The following is a 17689-nucleotide window of genomic DNA, read 5'->3' on the forward strand; positions in this document are numbered from 1 at the left end:
GGTGTCTAGAGTGGTTTGGCTGTGTCCACGACCAAGTTAATAGTAAAAGGCAATACATTGAGTCCACTGTGCAGACTACTCCAATTGATCTTCGGTGGCTTGGAGGACACGATAAACTCGGAACTCTCGAAGCTATCCTGCAAGCTCTTGATGCGGCGTGATAATACTTCCTGGTCAACATCGCCCGCCCCATTGGCCGTTTCGCGAACCAGCATCTGGCCCTCAACAACGACTTCATAGGATGCTTGCCCCTTACCAGACTTCTCGCGATTGACTTTGAGCGAATCTAGCCAGGCATCCTCTGCGGTGGTCAAACTCTCCTGTAATTCGGCAAAGAATTGAATCCAATTGCTCTTTGAATTCACGAGCCCTTCCACACGACGAATCGACTGACTGACATCTTTGGCTCGCTCAGAATTCTTAAGAATTGTCGCTTGGCGATTTTGCAACGGCGCGACCTGCGCTTGCGTTGCGGCTGCCGCCCGTTCATACCCCGCACTGAGCTGCTTATAGCCGACAAAAGCCGGCCAAGGTGCCAAGGCTAAACAAATGGCCGCAAGCATTAAATATGGCTTCTTCGCCGAGAACTCCATGGCCCGCTGCACCTCTTCAGGCAGCAGATTCACCCCAGCACCATCTGGCACCAAATCCTGCGCGGCTGCACCGATGATTTCACTAATCTCAAGACGCAGCGAATTGGAACCAGCTCCAACATCTCCATCCAGAGTAACATTCTGCAGTGGATCGAAAAATTCAACAGGCACCTTCTGCGAAGTGCCCAATTGCTCGGAGAGTCCCTCTAATAGCGCCCCACGCCCACTCAGCAAAATACGCTTGGGAGCGGCTCCGCCTTTTTGGCGACGGTAGTTCACAATCGAACGGGTAATTTCCTGACTCATGCGGCGCATGAACGAATCCGAACAGGATGCCAGTAACTTTGCACCGGAATCGTCATCGGAATAATCGACATCGCCATTGAAAAACTTGTGCTTAATTTCTTCAGCTTGAGCAAACGGTTTACCTAAACTATCGGCAATGTTTTGCGTTAGCGAATTACCACCCAACTGAATGTTACGCACAAAGAACCCTTCGGCACTTTTAAACAGTAGATTAGTCGAGCGCGCGCCAATATTAATCAGCAACACATCCTCATCCATTTCGGGATACGCAAACTGAATCGCATTATAATCCAACACCGTAGCCGCATTGATCGTGTCTACAGTGAAACCTGCTTGCGCAACTTCCCGGCAAAAGTCATCGATCGTGTTCGATTTACACGCGATAAACAGCACTTCTGTTTCAACGCCATCATCGCCGACAACCTGACTGTCCCAAACGACCTCATGCAGTGGATACGGAATATTTTGCTGCGCTTCAAATGCAATAATCTGTGCACGCTTTGATGCTTCCACATGCGGTATACGAATCGTCTTCGTCAGCACTTGATTACCAGGAATGATAAACGATGCCTTGCCGGAAAATTTGTGCTGGCCATGCAAATCCCGCAGTGCAAGCCCCACGGCATCCAGCCATGCGTCGTCGTTAGAATAGTCATATTGCAGACTCTCCGTAACTAATTTTTCGACTTGAAGTGCGCCTCCGCCAGAGGAAACCACCGCGGCGGTAACTCGGCTTGCGCCACAATTTATGATTAGTTGCTTAGAGCTGCTCATGTATTATTCTCTAGGAGGAACGATTCTAAATATTTTAAGTAATGAAAGTGGTGAAAAAGCATACTTAATCGCGAACATCTCGACGCAGAAAAGCAGGCAACTTACTCACCCGCCCCATATCAATGCCCGATACCAAATAAATAGGCATTAAAACATGCTCATTATTTGCGCCCTCGGAATCTGCCTTCGAAATAAAATTATTCAAAATATCGAGATTTGGAATATTGCTGCTCATCGCAGCTTTCTGCGGCTTCTGCGTTTCCCCATCCACAGAGACTTCCACGTAGTAGAAATCAGGATCCGTCTTGAGCTGATCACGCTCAGCAATCAGACCCGGGAGATAAAAATATACGTTATTATCATCCCCCTTCTCCATAATCACGATCTCTACCTCACTGGTATAGTAATCAAACTCACGAGCCGATGCGTCCCGCACATAAGCAAGATAAGCTTTAACTTTGATCTTCTCCACGTAATTTTTATCACGCGCTTCCGGCGAGGGATTCCCTTCGCAGGACAACTCGATTTCCATCTGTATCCAGTCGTCACGCAGGGAGTTAAAATCAACACGATCAACCTTAATGGCTTCCTGTGCAGACATCACAAGAGAACCGGCCAGAAGAGTCAGAATGGGGAAAAAATATTTCTTCATGTTTCAGGGGATAAACTATTCAACCGCTGTTTAGCGGCTCATAAGTCCAATTGTTATGTAGTCACAACCCCGCATAGCAACCACTTTTTAAGGGAATTCCTGCCTTTCCGCGTTGTAACAAAGCTAATTCCGCAAACTTAACATAACCATAAGAACGCTTGTTTTTGACATCTGCCGCGTATGACGGCTTCTAATAGCAATTTCACTTGCAGAAATCTCTCCAACACGAAACCTCGTCTCCCATGGACAAAAAGCTCCCATTTAAGATCAGTGCACTCGTCTTCGTCCACAACGAACAAGGCCAACAATTGCTAATCAAACGCAAAAAAGCCCCCAACCTCGGCTGCTGGAGCCCAATCGGTGGCAAACTGGACATGGCAACCGGGGAGTCCCCCTACGAGTGCGCGCGCCGCGAGACCGAAGAAGAGATTGGTCTCTCCATCGGCGATGACAACCTGCACTGCTTCGGCTACATCTCGGAAAAGAGCTACGAAGGCGCGGGGCACTGGTTAATGTTCTTATTCGAATGCAAAAAGGCACTGCCTCATCTGCCAGAGGCAATCAACGAAGGGCATTTTGAATTTTTCGAACGAGCTGCAATCGATGCCCTTCCCATCCCTGAATCAGACCGCAGCTTACTTTGGCCCTACTATGATCAGTATAAAGAGGGCTTCATCGGCTTACGCGCCAACTGCGATCCCCAAGGACAGCTCAGCATCACCGAAGAACTCAAGCTCTAGCATACGTAGTCGCCTGCCCGGCCGCCACCGAATAAATCGACCACCGCCCCGGCTCTACAGGCAATTCTGTGCCCGTGGCAATCACTTGAATGTCTTCGGGACACGCTCGCCAAAAGCCTTTTCGACGAACGGGATCTAACTCGCCCAGTACATCGTCGGCCAATAACACAGGAGCGAGGCCCAACTGCTGCCGGTAAAAACTGGCCTGAGCAATACGCAAGGCCACACAGAGACCGCGCTGTTGCCCATCCGAGGCATACTCGCGCGCCCCCCACGTGCAATGCCAAGTGAAAATCATCGCGATGAGGCCCGCGCTGAGTCGCACCAAGGATCTGATCCCGCTGACGACTCTCATATAAGAGTTTTCGATAGGCTTCCGCATCGCGGCAATCTACATTGGGCCGAAAGTCCAGCTCCGGCCCCTCGTCGGCCTCCGCGATCTGATCATACACCTGACACAAGACTTCACGCAACAAAGCCATACCTTGTTCGCGGTATTTTGCGATCACACTGGCATGCGGCGCGATCTCGGCCTCGAAAGCCGATAACTCTGCAGAACGACCGCCCCGCTTCAGCAGACGATTTCTCTCTGCAATGCCACGGTGAAAGTCACGCAGCGCCGTGTAATAGGCACGATTAACAACTGCCAGCGTTAAATCCATAAAACGCCGCCGTTCGGCCGGCCCTCCACGCAAGAGCATTAGATCTCCAGAACAAAGCGTCACAGTCGGAAAACGCCCAATAAACTCGACCAGCCGCGTCACCTTCTCCCCATCAATCAAAACACGACGTCCCCCACGCCCCAAGTGAATCTCCAATTCAGTGCGCCCCTCTCGCTCATGCTCCAACTGATAGGCCAAGCTGTATTCCTTAAATCCCTTACGCGGCAGCGCAGCCATAGTTTGGGTACGGAATGAGCGCAGTGCAGTCGCGAGCCCCAGCGCCTCTAGTAAATTCGACTTCCCTTGCCCATTGGCTCCTAATAAAAAGTTTCGATCCCCCTCCAATGGGAGCTCTGTAAACTCAATATTACGAAAATTCTGCAAACGTAGCTTTAAAAAACGCATTCGGTCAAATCTCCGCGATCAATCAATGCTGATCACTTGGCTATTAGATGCCTGGGCCTCGCGCTGTAAGTCGCCCCAGGCAGACAGCAAAGCATCCGCCAAGGCCTGCCAATCCTCAGCAGTCGTTTCGACGCCAGAACTAATTCGCAAGACGCGTCCCGCCTCAGCGGTCTCCAGCCCCATTGCCGACAAGACATGCGATACCGTCGACTTCCCCGTCGCGCAAGCTGAGCCCGCCGAAAGCAAAAAGCCCGCCCGCTCCATACGCCGAATCCAGCGCACACTTTGAAACTGCGGCATCACCAGCGAAACTGTGTTCCACAAACGATCGGCCTCGATACCGACGACTCGTGCACCAGGCAGCTCGTGACATATCCACCCAATGAATGCATCACGCAATTCTGCCTCCCCGACAGCTGCAGACTCCAAAGCTGCGAGCATTGCCATCACTCCGGCCACATCTTCCGTGCCCGCCCGATGCAACGCTTCCTGCGCCCCACCATATAATATGTGACAGCCCTCCTCTCCTTCGGGCAGCAACAGAAAGCCCTGCCCCTTCGGACCTCCAAACTTATGCGCGCACGCACTCACGTAGCCACAATCCGACAATCCGCCCAAAGGCATCTTCCCCACCCATTGCGAGGCGTCACAATGATAGGGGATCTGCGCTTGCTGACAAAGCCGCGCAATCTCCGGCCAGGCCTGAATCACTCCAGTCTCGTTATTAGCCGCCATCACAGACACGGCGGTCAAGGCCCCCGATTGTATCTGTTGCTCCAGTACATTTAGGTCGACGCGTCCATCTTCCAGCAGCGGCAACCACAGCACCCGCTCTCCTAAAAATGCCTTTGCCGCTTCAAGCACACTGGGATGCTCCGTCGGATTCACTCCCACGCGGGCATCCGCCGACAGTCGATCGCCCCAATGCCGGAACACCGCATTGTTGGCTTCAGTCGCGCCCGCCGTAAAGACGACTCGACTCACGCCCACCCCCAACAACTCCGCCAGCGAAGCACGTGCCGCCTCGTAGCGCACACGCACTGCCGCCGCTTGCCTGTATGGACTCGAAGGATTCAGCCATTGCGTATCCACCGCTTGCAACCAAGCGGTCTTCGCGACCTCCGCAAGTGGCGTCGTGGCGTTGTGATCAAAATAGCGCAACTTCATGATCTAATACGCTATGTATAGGTGTAGGCAGGTCAAACGTAGTCCCGCTCGCTACGGAATCCGCACTTCTTGCCCAACACGCAAGGCACTCTCACTCGACAATCGGTCGCGATTGGCCTGGTAAATATCAATCCAACGCGAAGGTGTACCATAAAAACGCTTACTGATCGCACTCAAAGTATCTCCCGACTGCACCGTATAGGTGCGCGGCGCGTTACTAGGACTCGGCGTCGGCACCGCCGCGGACTGTGTCGGTGTAGAGCCGCGGACCTGTACCGCCTGCTGTTGCGCTGAAGATGCCTGTGCCTGCGTAGTACGCCGCGCTTGCCCCAACACATTCTCAAGTTGCTCCACCCGTGCCGTCGCAGCCATCAACTCACGCTTCAAACTATCGTTCTCCTGCTTCAATGTCTTCACCAAATCCATCAGGTCAATCCGATCCAGCTCCCCCTCATATGGCTGCGCGGGTAATTGGCGGGCAAATTCTTTCTGCGCGGTCTCAATCAATTGACGCACCTGCGAAGCTTGCGGCGATTGCGGCTTAAATTGTAAATAGCGATCGAAGTGATAAATCGCTCGCACCGGGTCCTTCATCGTGCGCAGATATATATAGCCCGCTTCCAAATGCGATTCCGGCGCATCGCGACGCGCGTCAACCACCCGTAAGAAGGCGCTTAAAGCTTCCTCCATTCGCCCCTGACTCTTGTAATCCTGCCCCAGCTGATATTGCTTCTCGTCGGTTTCACTCACAATCTCGACACCACTCGGCGCACACCCGACCAGGTGCACGACTGCAAGAACGATGAAGAGATAATAGCAAAACACGCGTGACATTAGGATAGTGTGTTAAATCCACGTCAAAGGTCGTCAACGCTATTCGATACAGAGCCGATTCACCCTCATTATCTTGCCTAGAGACCGCGAATACCTTCTGATCCAATCATGCAAAAAGTCGAAGAATACAGAACGGGGGAGGTCATTCTCAAGCAGGGGAAGATGGACAACGGGTTTTACGTCTTAGAAAAGGGAGCCGTCGAAGTTTACAAAAACGATATAATGCTCAACGTGCTCATCTACCCCGGCACCATATTTGGTGAGATTGGCGATATTTTACACACCCCACGCACCTGCACAGTCAAAGCGCGCACTCAGACCAAAGTAATCAAATACGAATGCCCCGACTTGGAGACTCTGGTGGAACAACACCCCGACATCGCAGTCAAGATCATGCAAACACTCGCCAGCCGCCTGGAGCGCACCACTCAAAAATTAGCCGACCTATCCAACACCTCCGCGTTCTTTTCAGAAGAAAAGAAATAACACTCGAAGGCCCCACAGTATCCAAGGGCTCGATCTTTGCCTATGAAACAATCCATCCTAATCATCATGATCTTCTCACTGCTACAAAGCCTGCTCTCAGCCGAAGCGCTGGAAATCGGCAGTCCGGCCCCGCAAATACAGGCCATTAACGATCAAGGTGAATCTATCGATCTAGGTGAGGCACTCGCCCATGGCACCACGCTGATATTCTTCTACCCCAAAGCAATGACCAAGGGTTGCACCGCACAGGCCTGCAGCCTACGCGACGCTTGGGACGAGCTGCAGTCACGCGATGTCCAGATCTTCGGCGTATCCACCGATAAAGCTGAGCTCCAAGCCGAGTTTCGCGCCAAACACACGCTCCCCTTCACACTCATAGCCGATCCCGAAGGCCAAGTTTGCAAAGCTTTTGGAAAAGGACGCTACAGTCGTCAGGCTTACATTTTTAAAGACGGCACACTCGTCTGGCGCGACCTCAAAGCAGCCACCAGCCAACAAGCCGCCGAAGTGCTTGCCGCTCTCGACGAACTCCAAAATCCCTAGAAAAACAAGGCTTCCGCCAGCGCCTGATCCGCTCCCAGCGGCTTCACCCGTGTCGAGATCTTCTCGACCGACTTACCCAGCGAGGCCTCAATCTCGCCCATCGTGCCTTCGCAAAATTTGCGCCATCGCAGATAACGACCATCCGTGTAAACGAACTCTAATGCCAAGGCACACTCCGCGTCGCTGTCATCACAGGCTTCCAGTGCATACTTGACCTCCCTTACAGAGCAATCCTTGTACTGCTGGCAATCACTCAAACAGTCGCGCACCCACTCCATTAGTCGCAACCCCTCGCCCGACATAGAGGCGCCATGTCGCACGCGAACCATCTCTAGTCCGCGGCACAATTCACTGACCTCGTATCCACTCAAGAATTGACCGATCGCTTGACGCACTGGCAACAAGCGCGCCATGGCAAGGTCGCCGACTCGCCCACCTTCAGGCCAGTTCAGTTGATTAAGGTCCCGCCCCTCATAGCTGCTATCATAAATCGAACGACGTACTCCCAGCAGCAGATTATCGAAATACTGCTCAATACGCTCTCCGGGCACTCCGCAAAACCAATGATAGCTCGGCAAGTCCGGCTCCAGCCACACAGACACCTGATTGGCCAAATACCCACAGTTCTCAGGCTGATAGCCCAGTATTAAAGCCTCACAGCAGCACATTTCACGATGCGAATCACCAATATAACATTGGCTAAATAATTTTGCCCGCATCGAACCATCCGAAATCTCACTGGAAGGGCAAAGCACGATAATCCGGCTCGGGTAGCGTTGCGCAAAAGTCAACAAGGCCTCAAAACGCTCATGCGCCTCGTCAGCCGACACCCCCCAGCCAAAATGCAAGACCACATTCATCTGCGACGCACGGAAGGCCGACGGCGATCCCGCAGTATCGCTCTCCCACATCCGGTCAAGACGACTCGTCACCTCCCCCACGGGCAGATCAATACCTGGCAATACGTCGATTAAATCTTTCATAAACAGAAATTACATTTTCGTTGTCGAGACAGTGCCACCAGCCAATCAACCGGAACGACGCCATTGATGCCCACGTTCCCACAGTAGACGCTCGCTCTCCAGTGGCCCCCACGAACCAGCGGTATACTCCTTTAGTCCATGCACACCACATTGCTCCCAGTCTTCCAGCACAGGTGTCACCAACTTCCACGAAGCCTCCGTCTCATCGCCTCGAATAAACAATGTGCTATCGCCTACCATCGCATCCAAAATCAAACGCTCATAAGCTTCCGGTGTGTTCGAGCCAAAAGTCGTCGAGTAACGGAAGTGCATCTTCACAGGTTGCGTACACGCGTCTCCAGACCAGGAATCTTAGAGTTCATAACAATCGTCACGCCCTCATCCGGCTGAATACTGATCACCATGGTATTGGCGGCCACGTTAAACTTGTCCCCCTCCGAAAAGAGAATACCAGGAGGACGCTTAAACTGGATCGCGATTTCACTCGCACGGCGCGCCATACGCTTGCCCGAACGGATGTAAAAAGGCACTCCCTGCCAACGCCAATTATTAATCGCCAAGCGCATCGCCGCATACGTCTCCGTCGAAGAGTCTTCAGGAATCCCCTGCTCTTCGGCATAGCCCTTAACGGGTTCTCCCTTGACCAAACCATTCGTGTAGCGGGCGCGCACCACATCGCCCCCATCCACATCAAGCTTCAAAGGCTGGATCGCTTTAATCACCTTCACCTTTTCATCACGAATCGATTCCGGGTCCAAAGAGACCGGCGGCTCCATCGCCGTTAGTGCGACCAACTGCATGGTGTGATTTTGAATCATGTCACGCAGCGCTCCACTCGTGTCATAATAACCACCACGCGAGCCGACACCCAGACTTTCCGCCACCGTGATTTGCACACAATCAATGTACTCACGATTCCACAAAGGCTCAAAAATCGAGTTACTAAAACGCTGCACCAGCAAGTCCTGCACCGTCTCTTTGCCTAAATAATGGTCGATCCGATAAACCTGTGGTTCTTCAAACACTCCATTAATGACCTTATTCAACTCACGCGCCGACTCCAAATCACGACCAAATGGCTTCTCGATCACCACCTTCGATGCCAACTTCGTATGCACATGGGCTTGCGCCATACCACTCGAGCCCAGATTCTCTATAATCGGCTCAAACACACTCGGCGGCGTCGAAATATAGAACATCCGCTGCATATCACGCCCCAGATCCTTTTCGATCTGATTAATCTTCTCAGCCAGAGAATCAAAAGCAGCCGACTCATCATAGCCGCCCGAGTGATACGACATGTTCTGCCGCACCCGCTCCCAGATCTCTTTGTTCAACGGACGGCGTGAATGCTCTGCAATCGCCTCATCCATCATCACCCGAAAATCCTCATCCGCAATCGGCTTACGTCCGAAACCAATCAGGTGAAACTCCCCCGGAAGTAAATTATCCACCCCAAGGTTAAAAATCGCAGGCACTAGCTTACGCGCCGTCAAATCACCCGAGGCACCAAAAATCACGACCACCGTTGGCGGTGCACCACGGTGTTTACTTAATCCCTTCAAAAAAGGGTGTCTCGCTTCGTCAATATCAGGACTCATGATTGGTCAGTGTAGTGTTTAGAAAAAAGTGGCACATTGCCAAAATGGCGAACGCATCCCTCTCCCTCATCAGAGATGGATACCTCGATCACATCAAAACGGACGTGTTTCGGTGGATTTTGCAACCGATTTATATAGGACTTACATCCACGCAGCAACACACGCTTCTTATGAGCATCGATTGAATGATAGCCGCCAACCAGTGCATGCGCCGCTCTCGCCCGCACTTCGACGAACACCAACACCCCCGAATCCATACAAACAATATCCAGCTCATCCCGCTTATAGCGCCAGTTGCGAGCGATTATCCGATAGCCCAACCGGCGCCTACAGTAGTCCGCAGCGAGATCTTCACCAAACTGCCCCCGTTCCGCCCGCGAGCGATTCGGCCCCAATTTTTGAGGTCTTCTACAAAATAAATCACGCAAGCTATTAAAAATACTCATCGCTCAACAACATTCTCAAGACAATCCCCCCAACAGGCAATCCAGAACCCAAGCCTCTCCTCGCGTGAACAAGCACACTCCGCACACAATGTCTTGCTCCCCGACACCTTCAGCATTCAGCATACATTCATCAACATCTCATCTCCCAGTCACACGTCACACCTCATCGTCGGCGCCGGCCTCGCAGGCTGCCTACTCGCCTGGCGACTCCAGCAAGCCGGACAACGCTTCCTCTTGCTCGGCAGCACAGCCATGCCCGCTGCGTATAAGGTAGCAGCCGGAGTGATCAACCCGGTCACCGGACGTTGGATGACAAAAACCTGGAATTTCGATCAATTGCTCCCCGAGGCCCAGGCCACCTATCACTCCCTCGAACAACAATTCGGCATTCAAGTCTACCACCGCATACCTGAAATTCGTTTTTGCCAGAATGCAGACGACATCAAACGCCTAGGCCGCCGCTTACGCAACCCGCGCTACCAAAACGTGCTCAACCGCTACTTCGCTCCTGGCCAAGCTGCTCCCGATTTCAACGATCCCCATGGCAGCTTCGGCATCGAACAAGCAGCTTATGTCGACCTCCCCAAACTGGTCACATGTCTACGGACCGCTTTTGCACAGCAAGGTCTATTTCGCGATGAAACCTTTCACCACAGCGCACTACAGCAAAAAGCCGACGGCTGGCAATACCAGGACCTACACGCAACAAAAGTTATTTTCTGCGAAGGCGCGGCGGCCATACACAACCCTTGGTTTCCCAACATAGCCTTACAACCAGCCAAAGGCGAAACCCTCCTCTGCAACAGCCCCACGCTACAACTCCCGCGCAAACTGTATCATCACAAAAAGTGGTTATTACCCTACCCCGATGGCAGCTTTCGCATTGGAGCCACTTACGACGAGACCGATCTAAGCGATACCCCCACACAAACTCGCAAAGAAGAGCTCCTCGCGGCCACCCACGAAGCACTCAAAGAATCACACACAATTCAAATCACAGCACATCTTGCGGGCGTCCGGCCCAGCACCCTCGACAGCCGCCCAGTCATTGGAGTCCACCCCAGCCAAGCGGGCCTATACCTCATCAACGGCTTAGGCTCCAAAGGCGCTTCCACGGCACCTGCGATGACACAACAACTCGCCCATCACCTGCGAACAGGCACCCCCATTCCCCCAGAAGTCGACATTGCCCGCTTCAGCCTCAAACCTACCCTTTAAAAGATGCAACTCACCCAAAAAGTCCACCAACGACTCACGGCTCACCTCAAAGCAGGCGATCTCGCCATCGATGCCACAGCAGGTAACGGCTACGATACCCTTTATCTCGCTCAAACCGTAAGCGAGAACGGTCACGTAATCGCCATAGATATCCAAGAGGCAGCACTTCAGTCCACACAGGCAAAACTCACACACGCCAAACTAAATGATCGCGTGGAGCTACACTGCACGGATCATGCCACCTATTTGCAAGAACTCTGCAACAGTCATACAGCAAAAGTATCCAGTATACTCTTCAATCTCGGTTACCTTCCCGGCAGCGATAAATCCGTACAAACCCTACCATCCAGCACAGAAAAAGCCCTACAAGCCTCGCTCCAACTACTACAGCCCAACGGCCTATTATGTGTCACCGCCTACCGAGGTCACCCAGGCGGGATAGAAGAATCTCAAGTCGTCGAAAATTGGATGCGAGCGCAGAAAAAGCTTGGACACAGCATCGAATGCCACACGCCCCCATCCCCCAACAGCCCCCCCATCCTTTGGCTACTCAGCAAAAGCGAGCAGCCTCATGACTAAGCGAAGACTCGCAAAAACCTCGCCCTCAAGCCCATAAACAAACCGCCCGACACACAGGTTTGAGCTCCGAAACGAGATGATCAGACCCGGCTGGAGTGTAAAAACCACAACCGCAACTACTCTCCACTTCTCTCTGCCAATCCACGTAGACGCTCCCAGCTGACCTTGAAATTTATACGCTGGTAGGCCACCACATCAGAGCCGACAGCCTCATGAGCCAACCCACCATTCGCTCAGGCAAGTCTATAACGCCTTTTAATACGGATCAATTGAACACCGCTCGAACTCCATTATATAGACCTGTCCCTTATATTGAAGCTTGCTAAGTGGCGCCCGGCTGCTAGATTGTAAGATATGCGAACAAAACGGATTCTCTCGGCTTCAGATGGTATCTACCACTGCATGTCACGGACGGTGAATGGGGCGGCGCTGTTTAAGGAGCGTGAAATGGAAATGTTTCGTAAGATGCTGCATCGTGTGGCGGATTTTTCGGGTGTCGAAGTGCTGACTTACTGCATGATGAACAACCACTTCCATGTGCTGGTGCGTGTGCCTGAGGCGAGCTCAGTGAGCGATACGGAGCTGATCCGCCGCTATCGAATGCTCTACCCAAAACCAACTGTCTATCAAGCGGCCTCGGCTGAACGGATCGCACAGGAACTGAAATCGAATGGCCCAGATGCAGCTACGATCCGCGCTCAGTTACTGGCACGAATGGGGGACATCTCGGCGTTTATGAAAACTCTGAAACAACGCTTTTCGACTTGGTTTAATAAGACGCATCAGCGCTTCGGCCCGTTGTGGTCGGATCGTTTCAAGAGTGTCTTGGTCGAAGGCAAGGGGAATGCCTTGCAAACGATGGCTGCCTATATCGATTTGAACCCGGTGCGGGCGGGCTTAGTCAATGATCCGAAGGATTACCGTTTTTGTGGTTACGCGGAAGCGGTGAGTGGTCAAAAGAAGGCGGTGGCTGCGCTTAAATTTATAACTGCGGGCCTTTACGAATGCTCAGATACAGATGCATTACAATCTTACCGCTGTATGCTATTCGGCAAAGGCGGCGCACCTAAGGCGGGGACCTCACAGTTTAACCGCGCGCAGGCGATTCATGTGCTGGAAGAGGAAGCGGGTAAGCTCCCACCTCACATACTACTCAGATGCCGCATACGATACTTTTCTGAGGGCGCGGTTTTGGGCTCACGCGAGTTTATCAATTCTCATTTGGAAAAATGGCAGCATTCAACCCGACAAAAGCACCGCTCCAAACCGCGTCAGATCCAATCGCAAGCAAGCGAGCCACTGGTGGCGCTCAAAGGACTGCGAGGGCCGGGCTATTTATAGCCGATGTGGCTATGGCTCGATCTTGTCATGGAAAAATTGGGATCTGTATTGATCTGCATGACTGAATCTCTTGTATCGCCCCTCTCATGGCTTCCGAACAACCAAAGAAACTCACCCCAATGATGCAGCAGTGGCACGAAATGCGTGCCAAGCTAGCTGATGATACTCTCCTCATGTTCCGTCTGGGGGATTTCTACGAGATCTTTAAGCAAGATGCTGAATGGGGCGCAAAGTTGCTCGGCATCACCCTGACCCATCGCCACGGCATGCCAATGGCGGGCATCCCGTTTCACGCGGCGGACGGTTACATTCAAAAGCTGCTGGACCAGGGGATCAAAATCGCCATCTGCGACCAGGTGGAAACCCCGCAACCAGGCAAGCTGGTGAAGCGCGAACTGACGCGCATTATCACCCCGGGCACGCGTCTGGCCGACACTCAGATCGATGCGCAGCGCAATCACTTTCTGCTGGCGCTCTCGCTGGGCAAGAAAGCGCTCAACGCCTCTTGGCTGGACCTCACCACTGGGGAATTTTTCCTCGCCTCCGAGGTGAAGCCGGAAAATCTCTTTGCCGCATTCGAGAGCTTAGATCCCCGCGAGATCATTGTCCCCGAAAACGCCGCCGAAAGCTGGACGCTACCACATACCGATCAACGCTTTCGCGAGCTCTACACTCATATCGGTGATGGCCGCGCGATCAGCCCGATCCCCGACTACCACTTTGACGAAGCAGCGGGCGCTCAGTCGGTGATGGAAGCGCTGGGAGTCATGAACTTGGAAGGCTTTGGCATTGGCCAAGATCACCCCGCCCTCGGCGCAGCCGGAGCCTTGATCCACTACGCCACCGAAACACTCTGCGCGAAACCGGAGAATTTGCGCAAAATTCGCGAATACAGCAGCGAACGCACGCTGCTCCTCGATCCTGCGACCCTGCGTAATTTAGAAATTTTCAAATCAGCCGCCAGCACTCGCCACGGCTCACTACTGGCGGCGATGGATGGCTGTGTGACCGCCCCCGGAGCGCGCCTATTAGAACGCTGGCTGTGCGCGCCAGAATTGGATCTGACAGAAATCACCCGTCGACAAAATTGCGTTGGCGAATTTGTCACCGCACCGGGACTTGCAACTGAATTGCAAAATCTACTCAAAGGCGTGCGCGACATTGAGCGCATCTTGAGCCGCCTGCAAAACCGCATGCGCAACCCGCGCGAGCTCGGCGGCGTGCGCGACACCCTGGCGGCCTTGCCCGCAATCGCGACCACCTTGTTGGAATTCCCTGACACGCCCGTAGCGGCCATCGCTGAGCGTATTAACGACTTCGGCAGCCTCTCAGCCACCCTCGACCGCGGCTTAGCGGAGGAATTGCCCAGCAACATCGCCGACGGCGGCACCATCCGTGACGGCTATGATGAATCGCTCGATCACACTCGCAGCCTCACCCGCGACAGCCAGAAGTGGCTGGCCGAATTCGAGCAAGCCGAGCAAGCACGCACAGGTATCAAAAACCTGCGCATTCGCTACAACGGTGCCTTCGGATATTTCATCGAAGTGACCAAGAGTAACATCGCCCTCGTGCCCGAAGACTACGTGCGCAAGCAGACGATGAAAAACGCCGAGCGCTACACCACCGACGTGCTCAAGGAGCGCGAACGTGAGATCTTACACGCCGCAGAAAAGGCCATCGCCCGCGAGGAAGCACTCTTCAACGGCCTCATCGAAGCCATTCTGGAGCACGCCGACGCACTCAAGGAAACCGCTGCCGCGATGGCGGAGATCGACGTCTTTATCGGCTGGAGCACCCTCGCCCGCGAGTGGGATTACTGCAAACCAAAGCTCGACCAGTCGGACAAACTACTCATCGATCAAGGTCGGCACCCCGTCGTCGAGCAAATGATGCGCGAGCAGCGCCTCGGTCTCGCCGGCACCCATGCCTTCGTACCCAACGACTGCCGCCTCTCCAGCTCTGCCAGCTCCGAAGACGCGCCACAGATCGCACTCATCACCGGCCCCAACATGGCGGGTAAGTCGACCTACATCCGCCAAGTCGCCCTCATCGTGCTGATGGCCCAGTCCGGCGCCTGGGTGCCCGCCCGCAGTTGCGAGCTCGGCGTGGTCGACCGCATCTTCTCCCGCGTCGGCGCCAGCGACGAACTCGCCCGCGGCAACTCCACCTTCATGGTCGAGATGAACGAGACCGCCAACATCCTCAACAACGCTACGCCCCGCAGCCTCGTCATCCTCGACGAGATCGGCCGCGGCACCAGCACCTACGACGGCCTCTCCATCGCTTGGGCGGTAATCGAGCACCTCCACCCCGAAAAGACCGGCGCCCGCACCCTGTTCGCCACCCACTACCACGAGCTCACCCAGCTGGCCAAGACCCTCGCTCGAGTGGAGAACTATTCCGTCGCAGTCAAGGAATGGAACGACGACATCGTCTTCGTGCGCCAAGTAATCAAAGGCGCCGCCGACCGTTCGTATGGGATTCAAGTCGCCAGACTCGCCGGCCTGCCGACGACAGTCATCGACCGCGCCAAAACCATTCTGGAACGCCTCGAAGCCGACGACTCCTCCCACAACCTCCTGCGCAAACGCATGAAAAAGGAAAAGTCCGGCAGCGACACGAAGGAAGAAGACGATCAGTTGGCGCTGTTTTAAAGCATATTCCACAGCGCGTATTCCAAATTGACAATTTTGATTTGGGCGTAATATTAAAACTAATGGTTTACAATTTACGCCAATGTCAAAATAAGCTACTTGACTTAAAGAAGAAAGACCGTGGTCGCATGATCGCGCTGACAGGGGCACGGCAAGTGGGGAAGACGACACTTGCCAAGAACTGTTTCCCTGAATTACCGATCCTCAGCATGGATAGCCCGCTGGAGCGGGAGACCTACCTCCGCTACACCCCGGCTCAGTGGCAGGCGAATTATCCGCGAGTCATTTTGGATGAAGTGCAGAAAGCACCCGACTTGTTTGAGACAATCAAGTCCTGCTACGACCGATACCCTGAGATGGAGTTCATCCTTCTCGGCTCCTCACAGTTTCTATTAATGAAAGGCATCCGGGAGAGCCTCGCCGGCCGGGCAGCCATCCAGAATCTCTACCCATACTCCCTCTTGGAGATCGCGAAAAAAGGCGACAACCGTTCACTCCTGGAAGAGTTGCTTTTAAATCCGGACAGTGCCGCGCAAAATCTGCAGACCCGACCACCCGACGAGCACTTGAAAGATGCCTACGCACTTGCCTCAAAGCACTGGGAGGCACTCGAACAATTCGGAGGCATGCCTGCCTTGCACCAGCCCGGCTGGGACGACACGGATCGCTACGAATGGCTGGAGGACTACAGTTTGGCTTACTTACAGCGTGACCTGCAAGATCTCGCAAAATTGGATCGGCTAGAGCCGTTTGTCCGTGCGCAAAAAATTGCCGCCTTACGAACTGCTCAGCCAATTAACTACTCTGCCCTCGCCAGAGCCGCCGACATATCGGCACCCACCGCTAAGAATTTCATCCACTACCTGGAAATCAGCTACCAAGTGAAAATGATTCCGTCATGGACTCGAAACCATGAAAAGCGACTGAGCAAAATGCCCAAACTACACTTCCTGGATGCAGGCGTCCGGCGATCTATCCTGAAGAAGAGAGGCATCCTCGATGGCCACGAATTTGAATCCACCGTCGCCAGCGAAATCATCAAAATAGTCGACACACATCGCCTCCCTTGGCAGCTCCATCACCTCAGAACAAGCGATGGGCGCGAAATCGACCTACTGCTCGAACACGAAAAAGGTTATATCGCGATCGAGTGCAAAATGACGGATCACGCCACTCGGCACGAAGCCAGACATTTTAAAGACCTTTCAGAGATACTAGACAAACCTCTGCTACTGAACCTTGTCGTGAGCAAAGATACAGAAATCCAACAATTGAGCGACGCGGGCGTGCCGACCTACAACATTTCCGCGATTCAACTGTTTTCGTAGCGGGCAAGGGCACAAAAGGAAGGGACAAGCACTTACAAATCCTTCTGGTAAATTCCAGCGGATTGGATCGACACGCCCACGGATGTCATTGCGAAACGCAGCAAAACGTTTACTCGATCTCGAACTCGCCCAAAGCCAGACAGGAGTCTGGCGATCCCGGGAGCGCCAGACTCCTGTCTGGCTTCGAATGGGACCTATGTCGATACGTAGCCCATACGTAGACGCCCCATCTCAATGACACCCCACGCCCACCTAAATTATTAGAATAACGGACGAGACGAAGTGTAGATGGCGGAGCAATGCCAGTTTCTGACCTACCAGTTTCTGATTCCCTGCTTTTATCCAAATAAAACGGCTATCATGGCAGCAATGAT

Annotated in this window: 17 protein-coding genes; 8 read left to right on the plus strand and 9 right to left on the minus strand. The window is 53.4% G+C overall.

Annotation, left to right across the window (positions count from 1 at the left end; translation table 11 throughout):
• Window positions 1–5: 5 nt before the first annotated feature.
• Window positions 6–1673, minus strand: coding sequence for a pilus assembly protein PilM (pilM, locus tag SH580_RS10920; protein ID WP_319830915.1), 1668 nt, complete (start codon window positions 1671–1673; stop codon window positions 6–8).
• Window positions 1674–1737: 64 nt separating this feature from the next.
• Complete coding sequence (locus SH580_RS10925; RefSeq protein ID WP_319830916.1) at window positions 1738–2325, minus strand: hypothetical protein; 588 nt, start codon at window positions 2323–2325, stop codon at window positions 1738–1740.
• Between the two features lie 242 nt (window positions 2326–2567).
• Between SH580_RS10925 and SH580_RS10930 the strand changes: the two genes are divergently transcribed.
• Complete coding sequence (locus SH580_RS10930; RefSeq protein WP_319830917.1) at window positions 2568–3065, plus strand: NUDIX hydrolase; 498 nt, start codon at window positions 2568–2570, stop codon at window positions 3063–3065.
• Here SH580_RS10930 and recF read toward each other — a convergent pair.
• The 3 genes from recF to SH580_RS10945 are packed head-to-tail and all read right to left on the minus strand — an operon-like array spanning window position 3062 to window position 6133.
• Entirely contained in the window at window positions 3062–4132 is a 1071-nt protein-coding gene (recF, locus tag SH580_RS10935; protein ID WP_319830918.1) for a DNA replication/repair protein RecF, read from the minus strand. The two genes, SH580_RS10930 and recF, sit on opposite strands and share 4 nt — an antisense overlap.
• An 18-nt stretch (window positions 4133–4150) precedes the next feature.
• Entirely contained in the window at window positions 4151–5299 is a 1149-nt protein-coding gene (locus SH580_RS10940; RefSeq protein ID WP_319830919.1) for a cysteine desulfurase family protein, read from the minus strand.
• A gap of 51 nt (window positions 5300–5350) precedes the next feature.
• Window positions 5351–6133: a LysM peptidoglycan-binding domain-containing protein gene (locus SH580_RS10945; protein ID WP_319830920.1), complete on the minus strand. Its 783-nt coding sequence runs from the start codon at window positions 6131–6133 to the stop codon at window positions 5351–5353.
• A 108-nt stretch (window positions 6134–6241) separates the two neighbouring features.
• Here SH580_RS10945 and SH580_RS10950 point away from each other — a divergent pair, with 108 nt between their 5' ends.
• Both SH580_RS10950 and SH580_RS10955 read left to right on the plus strand, forming a co-directional pair.
• Window positions 6242–6619, plus strand: a complete 378-nt coding sequence (locus SH580_RS10950) for a Crp/Fnr family transcriptional regulator (RefSeq protein ID WP_319830921.1) — start codon at window positions 6242–6244, stop codon at window positions 6617–6619.
• A gap of 42 nt (window positions 6620–6661) precedes the next feature.
• The gene (locus SH580_RS10955; RefSeq protein ID WP_319830922.1) at window positions 6662–7162 is read left to right on the plus strand and encodes a peroxiredoxin; all 501 of its coding nucleotides are present in this window, start codon (window positions 6662–6664) and stop codon (window positions 7160–7162) included.
• Here SH580_RS10955 and SH580_RS10960 read toward each other — a convergent pair.
• The 4 genes from SH580_RS10960 to SH580_RS10975 are packed head-to-tail and all read right to left on the minus strand — an operon-like array spanning window position 7159 to window position 10192.
• Window positions 7159–8145 (minus strand): glucose-6-phosphate dehydrogenase assembly protein OpcA, encoded by a 987-nt coding sequence (locus tag SH580_RS10960; RefSeq protein ID WP_319830923.1) that lies wholly within the window; start codon window positions 8143–8145, stop codon window positions 7159–7161. The genes SH580_RS10955 and SH580_RS10960 overlap by 4 nt on opposite strands.
• Before the next feature lie 45 nt (window positions 8146–8190).
• Window positions 8191–8457: a hypothetical protein gene (locus SH580_RS10965; protein WP_319830924.1), complete on the minus strand. Its 267-nt coding sequence runs from the start codon at window positions 8455–8457 to the stop codon at window positions 8191–8193.
• Window positions 8458–8459: 2 nt separating this feature from the next.
• A complete protein-coding gene (gene zwf, locus SH580_RS10970; RefSeq protein WP_319830925.1) occupies window positions 8460–9746 on the minus strand; it encodes a glucose-6-phosphate dehydrogenase in 1287 nt (428 codons plus the stop codon).
• Entirely contained in the window at window positions 9743–10192 is a 450-nt protein-coding gene (locus SH580_RS10975) for a YraN family protein (RefSeq protein ID WP_319830926.1), read from the minus strand. Before SH580_RS10975 ends, zwf begins: the two co-directional genes overlap by 4 nt.
• A 93-nt stretch (window positions 10193–10285) precedes the next feature.
• Here SH580_RS10975 and SH580_RS10980 point away from each other — a divergent pair, with 93 nt between their 5' ends.
• The 5 genes from SH580_RS10980 to SH580_RS11000 all read left to right on the plus strand — a co-directional run bounded on the left by SH580_RS10980 (window position 10286) and on the right by SH580_RS11000 (window position 17315).
• Window positions 10286–11410 carry an NAD(P)/FAD-dependent oxidoreductase gene (locus SH580_RS10980; protein ID WP_319830927.1) on the plus strand — a complete coding sequence of 375 codons (1125 nt, stop codon included), beginning with the start codon at window positions 10286–10288 and terminating at the stop codon, window positions 11408–11410.
• 3 nt (window positions 11411–11413) lie between these two features.
• Window positions 11414–11989, plus strand: coding sequence for a tRNA 5-(aminomethyl)-2-thiouridylate-methyltransferase MnmM (gene mnmM / locus SH580_RS10985; protein ID WP_319830928.1), 576 nt, complete (start codon window positions 11414–11416; stop codon window positions 11987–11989).
• Between the two features lie 354 nt (window positions 11990–12343).
• A complete protein-coding gene (locus SH580_RS10990) occupies window positions 12344–13330 on the plus strand; it encodes a transposase (RefSeq protein ID WP_319830929.1) in 987 nt (328 codons plus the stop codon).
• Between the two features lie 122 nt (window positions 13331–13452).
• On the plus strand, window positions 13453–15987 hold the full coding sequence (gene mutS / locus SH580_RS10995) for a DNA mismatch repair protein MutS (RefSeq protein ID WP_319835006.1): 2535 nt from the start codon (window positions 13453–13455) through the stop codon (window positions 15985–15987).
• A gap of 62 nt (window positions 15988–16049) precedes the next feature.
• Window positions 16050–17315, plus strand: a complete 1266-nt coding sequence (locus tag SH580_RS11000; RefSeq protein WP_319830930.1) for an ATP-binding protein — start codon at window positions 16050–16052, stop codon at window positions 17313–17315.
• Window positions 17316–17689 lie beyond the last annotated feature (374 nt).

Origin of the sequence: Coraliomargarita algicola, from assembly GCF_033878955.1 — a bacterium.
GTDB classification, from domain to species: Bacteria; Verrucomicrobiota; Verrucomicrobiia; order Opitutales; family Coraliomargaritaceae; genus Thalassobacterium; species Thalassobacterium algicola.

Excerpts from the sequence above, each read along its gene's own strand:
- pilM (WP_319830915.1), bottom strand. The coding sequence starts at position 1,673 with ATGAGCAGCTCTAAGCAACTAATCATAAATTGTGGCGCAAGCCGAGTT.
- SH580_RS10925 (WP_319830916.1), bottom strand. The coding sequence starts at position 2,325 with ATGAAGAAATATTTTTTCCCCATTCTGACTCTTCTGGCCGGTTCTCTT.
- SH580_RS10930 (WP_319830917.1), top strand. The coding sequence starts at position 2,568 with ATGGACAAAAAGCTCCCATTTAAGATCAGTGCACTCGTCTTCGTCCAC.
- recF (WP_319830918.1), bottom strand. The coding sequence starts at position 4,132 with ATGCGTTTTTTAAAGCTACGTTTGCAGAATTTTCGTAATATTGAGTTT.
- SH580_RS10940 (WP_319830919.1), bottom strand. The coding sequence starts at position 5,299 with ATGAAGTTGCGCTATTTTGATCACAACGCCACGACGCCACTTGCGGAG.
- SH580_RS10945 (WP_319830920.1), bottom strand. The coding sequence starts at position 6,133 with ATGTCACGCGTGTTTTGCTATTATCTCTTCATCGTTCTTGCAGTCGTG.
- SH580_RS10950 (WP_319830921.1), top strand. The coding sequence starts at position 6,242 with ATGCAAAAAGTCGAAGAATACAGAACGGGGGAGGTCATTCTCAAGCAG.
- SH580_RS10955 (WP_319830922.1), top strand. The coding sequence starts at position 6,662 with ATGAAACAATCCATCCTAATCATCATGATCTTCTCACTGCTACAAAGC.
- SH580_RS10960 (WP_319830923.1), bottom strand. The coding sequence starts at position 8,145 with ATGAAAGATTTAATCGACGTATTGCCAGGTATTGATCTGCCCGTGGGG.
- SH580_RS10965 (WP_319830924.1), bottom strand. The coding sequence starts at position 8,457 with ATGCACTTCCGTTACTCGACGACTTTTGGCTCGAACACACCGGAAGCT.
- zwf (WP_319830925.1), bottom strand. The coding sequence starts at position 9,746 with ATGAGTCCTGATATTGACGAAGCGAGACACCCTTTTTTGAAGGGATTA.
- SH580_RS10975 (WP_319830926.1), bottom strand. The coding sequence starts at position 10,192 with ATGAGTATTTTTAATAGCTTGCGTGATTTATTTTGTAGAAGACCTCAA.
- mnmM (WP_319830928.1), top strand. The coding sequence starts at position 11,414 with ATGCAACTCACCCAAAAAGTCCACCAACGACTCACGGCTCACCTCAAA.
- SH580_RS10990 (WP_319830929.1), top strand. The coding sequence starts at position 12,344 with ATGCGAACAAAACGGATTCTCTCGGCTTCAGATGGTATCTACCACTGC.
- mutS (WP_319835006.1), top strand. The coding sequence starts at position 13,453 with ATGCAGCAGTGGCACGAAATGCGTGCCAAGCTAGCTGATGATACTCTC.
- SH580_RS11000 (WP_319830930.1), top strand. The coding sequence starts at position 16,050 with ATGGTTTACAATTTACGCCAATGTCAAAATAAGCTACTTGACTTAAAG.